This window comes from Pseudoalteromonas sp. SCSIO 43201, from assembly GCF_023716725.1.
GTDB classification, from domain to species: Bacteria; Pseudomonadota; Gammaproteobacteria; order Enterobacterales; family Alteromonadaceae; genus Pseudoalteromonas; species Pseudoalteromonas peptidolytica.
The window spans coordinates 1,098,619-1,115,193 of sequence record NZ_CP072683.1; the positions used below are offsets into that span (position 1 = coordinate 1,098,619).

General features: G+C 42.7%; 7 protein-coding genes. 1 reads left to right on the forward strand and 6 read right to left on the reverse strand.

Features of this window, described 5'->3' with window-relative positions; genetic code table 11:
• The first annotated feature begins 56 nt into the window (after positions 1-56).
• Positions 57-236: a hypothetical protein gene (locus tag J8Z24_RS04745; protein ID WP_125252210.1), complete on the forward strand. Its 180-nt coding sequence runs from the start codon at positions 57-59 to the stop codon at positions 234-236.
• Between the two features lie 15 nt (positions 237-251).
• Here J8Z24_RS04745 and J8Z24_RS04750 read toward each other — a convergent pair whose 3' ends face one another.
• From J8Z24_RS04750 to J8Z24_RS04775, 6 genes are read right to left on the reverse strand one after another with little or no spacing between them, the layout of a single operon-like run.
• Positions 252-4,316, reverse strand: a complete 4,065-nt coding sequence (locus J8Z24_RS04750) for a poly-gamma-glutamate synthase PgsB (RefSeq protein ID WP_252095370.1) — start codon at positions 4,314-4,316, stop codon at positions 252-254.
• Positions 4,306-8,529: a hypothetical protein gene (locus J8Z24_RS04755; RefSeq protein WP_252095371.1), complete on the reverse strand. Its 4,224-nt coding sequence runs from the start codon at positions 8,527-8,529 to the stop codon at positions 4,306-4,308. Before J8Z24_RS04755 ends, J8Z24_RS04750 begins: the two co-directional genes overlap by 11 nt.
• A complete protein-coding gene (locus J8Z24_RS04760; protein ID WP_252095372.1) occupies positions 8,508-9,257 on the reverse strand; it encodes a hypothetical protein in 750 nt (249 codons plus the stop codon). Before J8Z24_RS04760 ends, J8Z24_RS04755 begins: the two co-directional genes overlap by 22 nt.
• On the reverse strand, positions 9,244-11,499 hold the full coding sequence (locus tag J8Z24_RS04765; RefSeq protein WP_252095373.1) for a hypothetical protein: 2,256 nt from the start codon (positions 11,497-11,499) through the stop codon (positions 9,244-9,246). Before J8Z24_RS04765 ends, J8Z24_RS04760 begins: the two co-directional genes overlap by 14 nt.
• Positions 11,486-14,590 (reverse strand): poly-gamma-glutamate biosynthesis protein PgsC/CapC, encoded by a 3,105-nt coding sequence (locus J8Z24_RS04770; RefSeq protein WP_176032963.1) that lies wholly within the window; start codon positions 14,588-14,590, stop codon positions 11,486-11,488. Before J8Z24_RS04770 ends, J8Z24_RS04765 begins: the two co-directional genes overlap by 14 nt.
• Positions 14,590-16,569 (reverse strand): CHASE2 domain-containing protein, encoded by a 1,980-nt coding sequence (locus J8Z24_RS04775; protein WP_176032962.1) that lies wholly within the window; start codon positions 16,567-16,569, stop codon positions 14,590-14,592. The genes J8Z24_RS04770 and J8Z24_RS04775 overlap by 1 nt, the downstream gene beginning before the upstream one ends.
• Positions 16,570-16,575: the final 6 nt, after the last annotated feature.

Genomic DNA, 16,575 nt, shown 5'->3' on the forward strand with positions numbered 1-16,575 from the left:
GTTATATTGCCTGAATACTTTGCGTTTTTATGGTTAATTTTTGGCTCGGAGGGATGATGAACGTTATAGTACTATTAGTGTGTTTAATCGTAGCCTTAGTGATTTTAGTGCCTTTATTAGAGAAGTATCAGCAACGTATGGGGCTGGATAAAATGCAGAAATACAGCAAATATGTATTTCCGCTATTGATGGTAACCTTGGTCATCAAGTTTATATATATGCTGCTGGTTGAGTAATCTTTTGTAATACCGCTATTTACGACGCTTGATGTTTTGTAGCTTTAGCCAGCCAGGCTTTTGTGAGCGATTGAGCTCATTTAAAATAGTAGTCGCTTTTTCAATGGTGATCCGAAAGTCTGCAATATCTTTGTAGATCTGCACTGCAATTTTTTTTCGTTTGACTGCTGCACCTGCATCTAAAAACGATTCAAGAAGCTTACTTAAAAAGTGTGATATTGCAGAGCGCTCACGAGTATCATTATGCTCTTCAAGACGTAATTGCTGTTGTGCAAGTTTGCTTTTTATTTGACTCAATTCGGCTTGGCTATATTCACTTTGCGCATTTGGTAGATTTGCCAGAATGTCCACATGTTCCGCTAAATACTGGCACTCAAGCACGCTCAGCTCCTCTTGCAGTAAAATTCGACTCAGTCCATGTCTAAATTCGGCTTGAGTAATATTATGGTGAGTTAAGCGTTCACAATGCTGATGGAACAGATGCCATTTTTGCCACATGTATACATACCCCAAACCCGCCCCTTTAATATTTTGCATACCAACGATAATTTGGTGTGTTTGAGGTAAGGCGAGTTGAGCAATGATTTGGTTCAAGCTATCTGGTTTAATATCACTGTTCTGAACTAAAGTACATTTGCGGGTTGCTAATTGCTGCGCGATGTCATGGGCAAGCGGTTTTTGTGTGGTGAGATCTTCACATGCTAAGAGCGACTGGGCCAACTCGTTTGCTTCAATCTTCTTAAACAGCAAATAATGATTCTGCGTTTCTAAGTCTAACTTGGCCTTCAAAGCGGAAATCTCAGAGGGTGATATGTCACTGCACTTGGGGGCAAACTTTTCAATTAAATCACTTAACGTTTGTGGTGATTGGATGAGGTTGAAACGTGTAAGTAGGGCATACAGAGCTTGTTTATCATTATTGACAAAAATGTTTTCTAACAGATTTTCTAGCGCGGTCAGAAAATATTTAAAGAAGCCATCAATATTTGTACCGATAATGACAATCTGATCAATGTGTAAGTCATTGGCAAGAATATTTGCAAACACCTGAGAGCGAGCAACCCTATCGTTTCTATTGTTGATAAGGGCAATAACTTGGCCGTTTTTTCCTTGTTCTACAATATTTAAGCGTTTCCAATTTTCGATGGTTGCCAGTTTTTCATTCGCCGACATACTATTAATGAAGGTCTGGCTAACGTGGCCATATTTTGCGGGAGTAAACTGTTGTAATACTCCCACATCAGGAATAACTCGTGATGCGGTTTCTTTGTACACATAATCCTTATTGATGCCTATGTACTGCGCCATTTTACAAACCAACGCGATGTTGTCAGGATGTTCAACATAGGGATATTTTGCAAGAATATCGGCGGTGATTTGGTAGCCATCCCCCCAGTGGTTTTGGATCAAAGAGGTATTCTTTTGTTCTGCCGCCAAATTGAGCACTGATGCCATGTTCTGCTCAGAGGTAAAAACTTGGGTATTGTAGCCAAGAAATGCCGACATTTCTTTGGCCACATCTAGTCCAGTTGGCCCCAAAATATCCTCATGATCTGGGTAAGCATTGGTAATGGTGGCAAAATTGTCTTTCATCCATCGCACAAGAATTTTTACGTATCTCGGTGTTAATCCCATACATTCCCATAAGAAAATGTCTGCTTTGACTTGTTTGGCAAAGTGCAGCACATCGGCTTGCTCCCAAATACTGGCTTTATCAAAAGGTCGAAAGAGCGGGATTTCATATTGCTCACCAGATATTTTGGAATAGATGAGCATGGCTTCACAGCCAGTTGTTTTACTGACAACTTTAAGCGCCATACTGCTAAAAAGTGCCGATTTAAGGCGTTCTGTACCTGATTTTCCTCGAGTACCCCAGCCACCGATTGATACCGGAATATGTCTTCTATTACGCTTGATTTTTTGGCTTGCGACAATGTGTCGCGTCCAAAAATAGCTGATAAATGCCAGCACAAAAAATACCAGTTGAGAGATGCTATTTTGGTAAATGGCATCCATGTATTCTTTGAAACTACTCCATATTGTCAGAAAAACAGAGGTGATATTGGTTCGATTGTAGAGACGGTGAATGTCTTTAGGAACTGGAAACTGTGTCTCAGCTATATCTCCATAGCCAGTAAATTGCATGGTAAATCCCAATTGCTCGAGTGTTTCGAGGTACTTCTGCTGTTCAAGCTCATTACCTTTACGCAGTTGATCAAATTCAGAAAACTGCCATGAAATGACCCAATAAGCTTTGAGACGTTGCCACAGTGTTGGCGGCGGTAAGACCGATAGAATGCCATCTGGCGTGTAAGTTTTAGCGGCCTGTTTGTGATGATCGTTAATCAGTACGCTGAGCATAAAGTCTAACAGTGGTAAGTGAGGGCGACTCGATTGCTCTGTGATATTAAACAAAAGCTCTCCAGGCACTTTGGTTTCACTGATTTCAGCAGTGGTACAACTAGGTACATGAACATAGACACTGGGGTTTTTGGCCTTGGTATGTGAGTGGCTTTGCCTTTTATCTGTGCTTGGGTGTCTGATCTCATGAAGAATACGCCACAATCGACGCACCTGCTTATAACCCTGTTGGATCCGCCATCCGGTTTTTGTGCGGTTGGCGTTGAGACTCAGGCCATGTTGAGCGAGATAAGAAAGCGCCCGACCTAATTCATCCTGGGAGCAGGTAATTAATGTATCGCTTTGCTCATTCGCTTCAAGAGAAGCGTTGAGCTGAGCAACTAGCGCCTGATGGTAAAAGCTACTCAATTGCTCCCTAGCTCTTGTGATATACCGACACACTGCGATATTTTCTTCAGAGGCTAAACAAGCGTTGAGCGTGTCTATAAAGCGCTTAAAGCAAGCTTGTGGTTCTGACTCACCAAGCTGCATATTCAGCATGATCCTCGCACTTTGCTCAAGAGCCAAACGCTTTAAGGGTAATGGTTGCTTACTCATTAACGTTCGCTGCCACCAGTCAAATGAAAAATCATCCTGACAGAACCTATCAGCAGACAGCTGCTTGATTAGTGTAAATCGCACTGCGTTTTCAGTTTCTTGCTCGAACCGCTCCGTCAATAGTGACTTTGCAAACGTGTGAGGGTAAAACTCCACATACTCAATAGTGACCTGACGCACTCGAGGTAATACGTGTTTGCTCAGTGCTGTGAGAATCTTAAGGTCTTGCTCAGTGAGGGTGCTCTGGCTCACAAGTATTTTTGCAAAGGTACTTACTATGTAGAGTAATTCAGCATCGATTTTTGACGGAGAGTCGACTTCGTTGGCTTCTGCTAACATTGACCACATATATGCACGGCTAAATGTTGGGCGCTGATGAATGAGTAGTTCAAGAATGTCAACGACGGCTTGATAGGGCATGTTGTCAACTTCAAGAAACTCAATGAGCTTGGCTATCAGCTCACCATCTAATTCAGGATCGCCCTCTAGTTTGTTGAGCGTCGCGACCATATTTACCAACGCTCGGATTAAGCCGTGGCGAATATGCTGACTTTGGCTGTTGGCTAATAAGGTTAAACAAAATGGTTGCAAATCTAATCGCTGCCAAGCGCTTTCTAGGTTTGTCTGGTGCGTTTGTAGATAACGGTTTGTCAGCGTTCCAAGCTTGGCGATTAGAAACTTAATTTGTTGCCCCATTGTCGCTACTTGATGCTCATAACGAGCCACGACAGCACCTTCATCAAACCAACGTGAAAATGCTTTTTTATCTTGTGCTAGCATTGACTTAGTGGCACCCAGCTCTTTGGCATACGCTAAAATGTGGAGGGCTTTTTCCGCTGCAAATTCGGATTTAGCGATCCTTTGTACAAAGCTGGTATGGGAGACATCTAGCTGCAATATTTGCTCGTGTAGTGTCTCAATCTTATGCCTCAAAAAGGCAATGGATTGCAGGACGAGCCAATCGGTTTCATCTTCGCTTTCGGGACGATTATAGAGTAGCTCCCATGCACATAACTCATCAATTAAAGCATTATACTTATGTTGATACAAATTAAGCCAAAACTGTTCAGTTTCGGCAAAAAATAAGGACTCTAATTGATTTTTTAACACATTACTGGTCATGTAAATCTTGCTCTAATAAATGGCCTAGCTGCAACGACTCAAAGACGATTTCATCATGCGCGTATGGCGCGAATCCGGTTTGTTGTAGATTGCCTAAATGGACTTGAAAACCAATTTGGTGAGTGTTGTTAAACCAATCTTGTGTCCACGTAAGGCTGAGCCAGCCTGCGGTATGTGTGCTAAAGTCAAAACCCGTTTGCCAACCTACCTGGGTCAAGTACTGCCAAGTCGGGTTTGGACGGTGTTGATCCGCAAATACGTATCTTGATGTCAGACCTAAACGGAAAATATGACCTTCATGATATTGATTCCAATTAATTGAAAGTAACATATTATCAAAGGTTTGCCAGTCTTGATTAGATGTCAAAGTCGCACTGGAGTCAATATAACTATCGACCCAAGGTTGATAGCGTAGCCCTGCATGTGCTTGCCAACCGTGCCGGTGGTTGTTGCGGTAGAAGGTATACATATCAGGGCTAATTTGCGCATCGGCTATAAACTCATCTTTGTTGATACTGGTGTAAGTATAGAAAGGCTGCCACCACCAGATGCTTCTAAATCCCGAGTTATAGCGATGTATTTGTCCCAGTTTGCTAGATAAACGAGATGTGAGGTGACTGTCGCTTAACGCTGTGGAGTTTTGCCAGCGGTTACGTAATTGAACCTCAGCAAACCAATTAGTGTACTGAGATAGCCAGTCATATTTGCCATTGATTGAAAATGTATCTTGATGATGATTATCTAAGGTATAAAACGTGTCCAGTCGATACCAACTATTTTCCTCTTTATGTCTCAGCGAAAGGCCGAGATCTAAGGTGATGCGGTTGGGGGTTGGTTCTGTTGTTTGGACGATGTCGTCACTATCAAATACTAAAAATCCAGCGATACCCATTTGGCTTTCATCCATTTCGAGGTGAGGATTTTGGTATGGCGTAAGCATCGCGTTAAGATCAGGGCGCACTTGTGTATTGAGATGTACATCCGGTGTTGGAGTTAAGTTTACGCGTGATAGTGTGGGACTTAAAGACCAAACTGACATCCGCACGAGTGCAGCGGCACCTGTCGCGGTGAGGCTTACTTGCCCCGCAGGGTGGAAGTAATTGGCCTCCTTTCTCGTTCCATTTTCCATGCTTTCGATTCTTATTAAGCTATCTTGCGAAAGCGTTGCAGTGACAGGCGTATGTTTATCTGAGCGATAAAAAATTTGGCGAGTATCTAATTCAATATCATGCCAGCGGCCTCCACTGTAATATTGGGGAGTGATCCCGACCATCTGCCCAGAGATTGGGTTTAGCCAGCGTAATTGTATGTGACTCGCTCTGGCTTCATCCGGTTTAATACCATGAGTAAAAGTCTCACCGGCCTGTAACGTTAAAACAGTGCCAGAGCCATGGCCAATAAGTTCAACTTGGGCGGGTGGTGTACTGACTTGCATCGCATCGGAAAAGCGCAATGTGATGCGAGTTTGCAAGTGTTGATACTGTGTAAAGTCAATGGTCAGTAGCTCATTTGCACGAAGCTGTAACCCTGAAAGCGGGGTTTGTGTGAGATGGGCTGTGATTTGATCTGCATAACTTTTTGCTAAGTCGGCTTCAGTGCTAACTTTTTGAGTCCCAAGGTAACTTGTATATTGCTGGACTGGACGCCACTGCCCATAGCGCAGCAGGCGAGCATATAATGCTTGATGCGTAATATTGTCAGTTAAGCTTGTGTGTAAGCGCTGTAGCGCTGAGTGATATTGCTCATTGTTCAGCGTTTGTTGGCTTAAATGGTATAGGGCGTTTACCGCGACTTCTATTACTGAAAATTCAGTACTGACAATGGATTGAGCATCACTGATAAGTTTCACGGCTTGGTTATCGGCAGGGGGTGCTGCCGCCAGTGGTGGTGTTATCTGAATATCAAGGAAAAGTTCACTATTGCTAAATAAGTGGATACTTTCTCCCGCCGCTAAGTTTATCTGCTGTCGTGTGGCAATAGACAAGCGAGTATTGTCAGACTGTAACTGCATATTAGCAGGAATATCGGCATAGACAGGCAGTAGATTTATTGCTTTATCCTGCTGGTAATATAGCCATTGCGTATTTTTATATTGTTGCCCTTGAAATGCTGTGCGTGCGCTTACTTTCAAAGTAAGGGGAGTATTTGCTGTTAACTGTAACGCTTCACCTCGATCTACACGATATAATTGCGTTGGTTTGTCTATGGTATGGGCAAGGTGCTGACCATGATGACTTAAACTATATTGCGGTGAACTAATCTGATTAGATTGAAGTGTAGCTAGCAGCTGAACTTGATATTGTGCCAATGACATTGTCTGGCTCATCCACAGCGCTTCTTGATGCGCGCCAGATTGTATCAAGTAATCTAATTCAATGTTGTCACATTGATACTCAGTGATATAGGGGCTATACCCCGCACATAGCCCAGCTGCTTGTATATAATCTGTTGCTTCCACGTAGTGTGTCAGTAATCTATTGGCAGCATATTTCCTTAGCATGTCTGAATTGCTCAGTAGCAGTGACTTTAATAGTAACTCAGCATTTCCAGTGCGCGCCAATTGGTTCAACACATCAATATTAAGCTGCCATGCGAGCAGGGTAACTTGTTCGTTATAGCCATTAAGAAAAGGTTTAACTTTAGCCAATGTCTGTATCGGTAATGTGCTCGCCTGCATGCGCAGCTCAATAAGTGATTTGGTCGCATGAAACTGTGCAGCGCTAGTTAGCCCTAGATTTAGCTTTGGTGGTCTCAGAATTGTCAAAGAGAGATTGTAACTGTTAGCTCTATTGTTCCTGTTATGCGTCAATAATCGACTGATAAACTCACTACTACGTAAGCCTTCTTGAGTCATCGCGTTAAACTTAGGAAATGGTTGTAGTCTATTTACCGCAAGTGCAATATCACGTTTTAGTATGCTTCCTTGAACGGTTATGAATGTTGAAGCCGGATGGATAGGGAGCGTTAAGCGTTGAAAATGCGCACTTGGTGAAAGGTGTAGTCTGTACTGGTCATGCTCTGTATGTAATAGCAACTGTTGCTGCTGCGTTGCACGAACAAAGACGGTGACGGCATTGTCGATGATAGGGATGTCATCAAGATGATAAGTGAGCGTACTTGAGGATTGCGTATAGGCAATATGTTGACTTCCAGTGACCACTTTAACATCATCGGTTACGCTACGACTACCCAACGTGACGGCGACGTTCGCTGCTTGGGTGGTGAGTTTGTTTGGGCTACTTGGGGAGACAAAGCTGAGTGAAGAGGTAATACCCCGCAGGGCTTGCTTTCTCGCAATTGTTAGCACTGAGTCAGTAGCTGCTGTCTCAACATCGGTTCGGTCATTGCTAAAATACAAGCGCTGAAGTTGACTATCTAATTGTTGGCTCCAGTACGGATTAAAAAGAGTCTCTAGTTGTTTTTGCCCGGCATTGTCATCAAATATCCCACGGTGCATTTGCACTACATTGAGGTAGACAGGTACAGAGCTTGTTATAGTTAAGTAGCTGCCTTGTGGTACTGCGATATAATCTTGGTTAACTAGTCCTGCTTTTGGTTGTAAGTACTCAGCTGCATGTAGATCTGAAACAGAAATACGACTAATCACTTTACCATTAACCTTCACAGTCACGATACCGTTTTGGATTACTTCATGGAGATCCTTTCGCACTGTTATTTTTAACTTTTTAGCTTGCGTAAAAAAGACCGTGGTTTTGTCGGTTGGTGCAAGGTGATACCACCTCTGCGTACTCTGAGCGATTTGCAATACCTTAGTATCTAGACCAGGCAATGCTAAGGCGCGCCTAAAGGGATCGCGATGACGATGTACATTACCTTGCCAAAGAGCCAATAATTGTGCTTGCTGGCCATGATAAGTCACCTCAATTAAACGATGTTGCCGAGCACTGCCAAGTTGACATCGCTGTTCCACACACAACCACTGTGTTTTATCAATTTGACGCAGAAGCTTTGGTGTTTCGCCTATCCTAAATTGAAAGTTGTCAAGCGCCGCAGGCTTGATCACGAGCCAAGCATGGGCGGGCAGGGCTAGCCATTGACTTTGCTGTGGCTCAAAATGACGCTGAGCACTTGCTTGAAGGTGTGCCATACGTTGCAAGTCTATCCACTGTACACCAGTTTGCACTGCAACTTCTCCTGCGAAGGTGAGCTTGGCAAAGAGCAGTAAAGTGATTAGATAAGTGATCGCACGCATGAATTAAATTGCTCTAGCTGTTGATTATTTTTAGTTAATTGCTTTCTTACTTGATAGCTTAGTTCAATATGGATAAAGCTATATTTGGGCAGATCTAGTTGATGTAAAATATTTTTTGTACCACCGAGCTCTTTAACCTCTTGCGGATATACCATCACGCGATAACCTTCTTTGGCTAAACAGGTCTTTAAGTTCCATAGCGCGGCATTATTCTGTTTTCCTTGGCTGAGTATAATGTCACTGCTTCGACCGGCATCAGTTTTACGTTTCTTTTTACTAAATCCATGAATTTGAAATATCTTTGCGTCTTTGGAGGCTAACATGAAAGCAACAATAGCGGCACTGTGTAAGTTATTGTGCTGTTTTGCATAATCCATTGATTGTTGAGTGTCATCACGGTCGTATCTATGTTTGGTATTCGCCAGTAGCAATTGGCACGTGCTTTCAAATAGAGACTGCCCGATGACTAGAGTATGTTTATCATGAAAACGGTGTGGTACAGATACAACACATGGCAGACGTTGTGGTGCGTAATAAAGTTCACCGTGCTGCTCACCGCTTTGCTTTGGCATTAAGTGAAACTGTTCACCTGACTGCACCAGCTGCCACCCATTGAGCGCTTTAGGCTGAATAAGCCACTGCTGCATCGTGGTACTATTTGGTACGGCCGCGCTTGCAGGCAAAATATATAAAAAACAGATCAAAAAATAAATATTAATGTGTTTCATGCTGCCACCAATTTAGTGTTGCGTTTGGATGGAGATACGCCTCTATCACACTTATCCAAACATCATCAGAGAAGGAAAGTGCCAGTGTGTGCGGCGCCTTTACATCATTGAACAAAGGCAAAGTTATACTTGGGTACTCTACCAATTCACTATATTCGGGATTAAAAAACAATCTGCTTGCATCATTACCTGAATGTAAAACATAGTGTTTATTGGTAATAGTGTATTCAGTGCTAGGCATAGAAAGTTTGGTGCTATCTAGTGTGGTTTTCACTCTAATTTCTTCTCTAAAACCCGTGCTAAATACTTTGATGATAACAGCCGAAGGTTGGGTATCAGCATCACCAATAGCAAGTCTTAGCGGGTCTGATTTATCGACCCTATACACTCTTACCTTGCGTAGTGTGCGAGGAGATCCTTTATTGATATAGAGTGCTTGTATTGAGCTGTCTTGCTGTTCAAGGTTTAGCGTTTGTAAAGGCGCTTCAAATAGCTTAGGTTTACTTGTTTGTTTCACAATGACGCTGGTGGGGTAGCCGGTTGTATCCGCCAGAGTATAGAGCTCTGAGTGTGTTACTGCTCGATATTCAAATTCTTTATTAGGTACATCGGTGTCAAAGTACGCTTGCTGTATTGGCACCAAGACAATATCCGAAACCGGCAAAATATGGTCTAGATTTTTTGTCGCGTATTGTGGCAAGGGGCTTGGGATCTCGGGAGGTGCTTCAAATAAACGCACCGCGGTGATCTGCTCGTGAGAATGAAAGAGGTAATGATTGTCTGCTTTTTGACTAAACCACGCATCAACCCCTTGATAAGCCGTGTCGGTCGGATTGCAAATGGTTTCGCAGCGGTGTCTTACATAATTAAAGCTAGGGCTACGAGTTTGTAATTTCACCATGGCATTGTCTGCTTCTACCCTAATTTTATTCACTTTGTTAGGAAGAGTTAAATAGCGCTTCTCTTCTTGTGTGATAGGTAAGCGCTCTGTTGACTGCGTGATCAGCCGGTCGTATAAAGACAGTGTTGCCGCTGCGTTAAATGCGTATTTTCCCACCTCTTTGTCATTATGTAACAGGTAAAGAGTGATCTGTGTCCCCGCTGGGGCACGCCAGTCAAGAGCAATCTCACTGTTTGGGGTGACATAATAGTACACTGGTAAATCAGCTCGCAGGTCATAATAATAGCTGTGTAGCAAAGGTATTGGGTCGACGTCATTACTAAATACACGTACATTCGTTGGCGCATTGGCGCTGATTGTTACCAGCCCCGTGGGCAAATTGCTGAGCTTTAATTTACCTGATGTGGTGAGTATTGGGTGGAGCTGGCTGGGCGCGCTTATTTGGCTTAAGTCATGCCACTCTAATTCAAGTTTTGCGTCTTCAAAGCTGTCTACTGTGTATGCTTCCCCTTTAAAAACCCGAAAGCTCAATTTCATCTTTTCGGATACGTGTAAGTTATCTAGATTCTGCTGTGCAGAGAAATCATGGTTGAGTACGTTGTAGGGGAGCGACTCATAGAGCAAGTCTGCACGAAAGTCGATATTCGGCACCCCTTGTGGAGCTAGCTTTTGCCAATCCAGCATAACGGAATTATACCTTTCTTCATTGGTTAGCGCATTTTCACCAATGGTATGGTAATTAGTCATGCGTTCTCGCCACTCTGTTGGCCTTTTCAACCATGCTTTTGCAGGATCAGTTATGCTATTGCTAGTTTGGGCATGGACGCGAACCACCACGCCCTTTAGTTGTGGATCCTCTGGAATTAATTTGAGCGTAACGCGACTGGCTTGCTGTAACTCTTCCTTATTGAGGTAAAAAGATTGCCCTGATGATACCGCCAAGGCTTCTCTATTTTCTATGAGCTGTTTAATTTGTTGCTCGGCATCATTTGCAGCGACCTTAGCTGCATGATGGTAAACCCCATGATAAACCAAGGAATTTCGGGCATCCAACAAGCGATATTCGATAGCATAATTTACCGGTGTATCATCACTTGGGGAGGACTCAAATATACCATTTGATAGCACTCTTACCGACATAGTACGAGAAGGTGAAAAGGAAAATGTCAGTGGTGCATCAGTATTTAGCCAGTGCACATTAGAGCGGATATTAAATAGCGTTGAGGTGTTTGTTGGCTCCGCGGATTTTAGCCACACATAAACATTAAACCCTTGCCACATGGCTGCCAACAGAAGCGCGATTAAAATCAAAAGACGTAAGGCAAGGTTAATCCAATACATAACGTCCCTCTTGTACTGCTGCGCTATAACGGGTGATATCTATGACTTTGTTTCGCCTTGGAAAGTAGAGCGCCAATATCAATCCATCTCGTATAAACATAATGCCAAGCTCAGTGTTTCGCTGCGCAATAAAGGCATGTAGTTGGCAGGTATTTTTTCGAGCACATAATGCACTGAGAGCTGGTAAGTGCTGCGAATGCGTGTATTGTTTTTTAGCACTTTGTAAGGCGTCGATAAATAAGGCGTCTGGGTCATGCCAATCTGTCGGAGAAAGTGTTAGTAAATCAACCTTTTTGAGAGTTGGAGAATGTGATATTGCCAACAAGCGCTGTGCTAACGCATCGTCAGAGACGGCAAAATTTGACTTAAAGTCTGATGCTAACCACAGTGCAGCAAGTTCGCTGTTGGGGGCAAACAGTTGATAGCCAGATTGAGGAGTGGTTCCCAGCTCTAGCCCTCTTGTGGCGCGTTGACCCATGACAGTTTGTGTGTTCACGCCCAGCTTTTTGAGTGCGCGTTTTAACTGGTTGAGTGTTTCATTGTGAATGGGATTAGGTGTTGTAAATTGAAAAGCCAATGCTGAGGGTCTAATGCTTGATGGCGCGCTATGACTACGGATCTGTAAATTTAACAATGGTTTTTCATAGAAGTAGCGTTGAGCACTTTGGTAAACTACGTTGAATAACGAACGGATATTATCAGCGGCCATCACATTTGCCTCTACACTGGTATATGGATGAGCGCCCGCGATAGCAAGTAGCTTTGCCTGCGTGGAAATAAATAGTTGAGTAGAAAAGCCAAGCGTATTGCTCTCGAATAAGGGTCTTGGCACTGCAATTGTCAGAGCGGGTTTTGCGAGCACAGAAATAAAGTAAATTCCTTGTCCTAATTCATAAGCTTGGCTATTTTCAAGTGGTGAAATAGCGACAAATTGCCCTTGTGCACTGTCAATCAGCGCCAGTTGGTATTGGAGTAAATTTGCAATGCGGTTAATTTGGCTAAGCCTAACTTTAAAAGTGTTAGGTGTGGCTACGATATCTGGATTTTGTGTGATGGCAAACAATGGCCTTAACACTTCGTATTCCCAAAGTGCAGCACTGGTATCACTAAGAGGACTGAACGCTCCACTGCCTTTGGCGCTAATATGAGTTGAGAATTCATCGATGAGTGTATGGATGGGAGTATCTATAGTCTTAATCTCATCTTCCGTTATACCAGCATTTTGCATTCCATAAGCGCTAAGCAATGTTGAATAGCTATCCGAGCTAAGATAGGCCTCAATCATTGCGCCTTGGAACTGTTTATGTGGCAGAACCGTAGTCGCAGCAGTACCAAAATAGCTTTGCTGGATCCCCAATAGCGAGGCCAATTCTGATTGTTGAACTGAGGCTGGTACGGTATTGAAAATCCACATTTGTTTACTATCTTTTAACTTGTGGCTGTGCATCATCTGACTAACCTGACGGTTAATTTCTCTCAGTTGAATGACTTCAGACGATGACATGGCGATAAAGAAGTCGTGGAAAAATTCACTTTGTTTGCTTTGGTTATCACTATTTTGTATAGACTTGGCATTACCAAATGCCATGCCGCTACTTTGCCAATAAGAAAACAAAAGGTGTGCAGCTTCGCTTGCTAAGCGTTCAGTTGTGGGGTAAGGAACGCTGATTATATGATTTTTCTTAGCTGCTAGGTTAATGATAAACAAACCTCTTTTATAATTCTCCTGGGTGTCTTTTATTACCAATAACGCTGCGGTTTGTTGTAGTGAAAAACCCGCCTGTTGTAACAAAGCCGCCGCTTTTACAAAAGATGACTCGCTATTTTCTTTGAGTAGTATAATGGCCTGTTTAAATTGATTCCTCTGTTGCTCGGTGACGTACTGACTGACATTGATGTCGGTGGCACTTTGAGTATAAAGCTGACTCTTGTAGTCACTGACTACTTGATTCAAAGAAATATCTTCTATCTGTGAGACCACCGCGGAGCGTTCAATTTTTACAAATAAGCTTGGGATCACCATAATGGCAAAGCCGATACAAATCGCAATTAAACCGCCGACAATGGATGTTTGAAATGTTGCCCGTAACACCAAACCTAAGGCATTTTTTTGGTAGATTTTCAGCGCAAGCAAGGTCGATAACATATAACCAAAAGCAAAAGTATCTGTTACTTTGATGCTAGGAAAGTAAGCGACAACGGCATAATTTAAAAAAAGTTTGTAGAAAAAACCAAGGTTGAAAAAGAGTAGCATCAACCTTGCGCCCTCAATATTAGCATGCTTTAAACGCGTGAAATTTAAAATGAAATAACCAAGCGTCAGTATAATCGCTGTTTCGGCAAAAGAAGTGAGTAGTTTTGTTGGTTGCATGAGCTGTAGAGCCAATAAAGCTGGCAACATAATGCCATTAAATTCCCAGCCATACTTTAGGTTAGCACGCGAAGCGATAAAGGCTGTTATCACCAATATAATATAGGCTTTAGGCGCGGCGATAATAGAAGCAGCAACAGCTTCATACATTACTGCTAGGTTTGCGATACTAAAGTTAGTGAAGGTCATAAGACCAAAGCGGATGACTACATAAGTGACTACAAGCTGGATTGCGGTTACTTTGATGCCATATCTAAACCCGCCATTCCACATAACGTTTGCTGTCAATGCGATAATGATAAGGCCTAGGCTGTATAGCTGAGCTGCATAGTCAAAGGTAATATCCCACTGCAAAAAGTAGCTTGCGACTTGAGGCCAAAAAAGCACATCCATACTGACACGTACGAGAATGCTAAGGAGCACAATAGCAAAAAACCTATCTCTGCCAAACATTTCTGCGTACCCAAAGCGCTCAACTAGGGTTTTGGCAAAAAACCGCATTAACCCATATACCACAATGGCTTCAATAATAATTACCCAAGCAGAAGTAGGGCTGACGATAAATAACGGCACCAAATAGCCCGGCACTACGAGTCCCGTTAATGGAAAGCCAAACCTAAGATTAAAAAAGGCAACCACTGCTATGCCTATCCACACACAGGTGATAACCGATTGACCGAGTCCACCAGCGCTTGGAAATAGAGCGAGTGACCAGTCCACTACTGTTCACCCCACTTAAGAAACTGTACTTGGTCGTCTGATGAAAACTGTCGGGATAGTTGGGTTACAAACTCAGTACGATCATCGACTTGCTGAAGCAACTCCCCTAAGTCAATAAATTCAAATAAAACCCCACTGGTTTCGAAGGGAGTGCTTGTATTAAGCCCTGTAGAGCCTTTAACAAGGGTACGGATACAGAGTAGGTATGTATGATTATCGAGATAAATGGGCAACACTACCTTGCCGCGCTGCAAAGTTAAATAGCGTAATTTCCCTTTTGCCACTTCGTTATCCATTGAGGTACAAAAGCACAATAGATCAAGTGCAGACATATCAAAAACTGATAGTCCATGACGCCTAGCAAATTGCTCTAAAGACTCGTTTACCTGCACTATCTGACCAAACAAATTATATAAAATGCTGGCGCTTTGTAGCTGGTTAAAGACGTGCTCAAGCGAAGTCAATTTTTGATCCATCTCGCTCACTGCATCTTTGATTTTATGACTCAATGGTGCTTTAAGTGAAAACGTTAAGGCGCGAGCCAGCATACCTTTTTGATTTTTACGTTCGGTCGTAAATACTTTATAGTGAAAAAGCAGCTCACCAATTTGATGAGCAAACAGGTTCACATTTTTAATAAAGGCTTGTTCGTCAAAGTGTTTTTGAGGTATTACCGTTAACGCCCAAAACCCTCTAATATCTCCTGCATACATTAAAGGGGCGATATATTGTTGTTCATTTTCAGCCAGATCTTTAAAGAATACCCGGGTGATTTTAATCGTACCAGACGCCTTTATTGCATCGGAATAGGGAACTCGCTCGTAATCACGTCGCATCTCGACAATGTCACTTAGCTGACAATTAAGTGCACGTACCTCCGAAACACGGTGATCTCCTTCAAGGCGGGTAAGAAAGATACTTTTATCTAAATTTAGTTGCTGGTTTACAAGCTGAATGATGCCATCCCAAGGTTCTGGGTGTTCAAGAAAGTGACGCGGCAGGTAGCGCCCTAACATCCGCTGCTGGATCAACGTGATAATTGATTGCAGGTTTTCTTCTTCCGACCATTTCAATGAAATGAAAACCCACAATAGAGTTGACCATATTAGCGTGATTAGTTCGCCTATTGGTAATAAGACTGCATACCAATAGTGGGCAGCGAACCCCAAGATCAGTAGCAGCCCACTCATACAGACTGCGATTAGCACATTGATTAGCGTTGTATTTCTTTGATACCAAACTAGAAGTAGTAATGTGGCTATGAATACAAAAGTGATAACAATGCTTTTGTCTAACGGTTTGATAAAACTATTAGCAGCGAAGTTGTTGGCGATGAAAGCTTGCAGATAAACTGGAGGAAGTGCCTTATCAGTAAAAGTGCGAGGAGCGTTAAGTAAAGCAAAAGGAGAGTATTGCGCAATTAAGACAACTTTATCAGTAACTTGAGAAGCAAATACATCACCATTTAATACTCGTTCAGCGGTAAACTTTGGCAGGGAATAATAAGATAAAGAGTAATCTATGATTTTGTTTTGGTAGGTTCCATGCTCAGGAAAAAGCACGTCCCATAGTACATCACACGGCTGTGGTGGAGGGATAATACTGACCGCGCTGCCATACCAGTTTTGAGTCTCTGGTAAGCATAGGTTTGGGTTATTAAGAGGATAGTAAACAGCATCATGCTTACTGCCTGTGTCTTGTGCTAAAGCTACATCGGAGTACACCACAATACCTTTCGGGTCATACGCAGACAAAGTATTGATTAGTGACTCATGTTGCTGCTGTAAGTTTTTTGCCTCAATGACAACAATCTCTGTGGCTTGTGTTTTATTAAATTTGGAAAACCATTGTAATCCAAACAGATTGATCTGCTTGTAGACGCCAGTAAATGAAAGCAATGCTAAAAATGCAAATAAACCAAGAAATAGCCAAAACTCGCGCTGGCGTCTTACAAAGCTTATTTGGCTGAAAATAGACATGTATAA

What these genes read in the sequence shown, in the direction of transcription:
- J8Z24_RS04745 (WP_125252210.1), top strand. Translation starts at nt 57, where the DNA reads ATGAACGTTATAGTACTATTAGTGTGTTTAATCGTAGCCTTAGTGATT.
- J8Z24_RS04750 (WP_252095370.1), bottom strand. Translation starts at nt 4,316, where the DNA reads ATGACCAGTAATGTGTTAAAAAATCAATTAGAGTCCTTATTTTTTGCC.
- J8Z24_RS04760 (WP_252095372.1), bottom strand. Translation starts at nt 9,257, where the DNA reads ATGAAACACATTAATATTTATTTTTTGATCTGTTTTTTATATATTTTG.
- J8Z24_RS04775 (WP_176032962.1), bottom strand. Translation starts at nt 16,569, where the DNA reads ATGTCTATTTTCAGCCAAATAAGCTTTGTAAGACGCCAGCGCGAGTTT.
- J8Z24_RS04755 (WP_252095371.1), bottom strand. Translation starts at nt 8,529, where the DNA reads ATGCGTGCGATCACTTATCTAATCACTTTACTGCTCTTTGCCAAGCTC.
- J8Z24_RS04765 (WP_252095373.1), bottom strand. Translation starts at nt 11,499, where the DNA reads ATGTATTGGATTAACCTTGCCTTACGTCTTTTGATTTTAATCGCGCTT.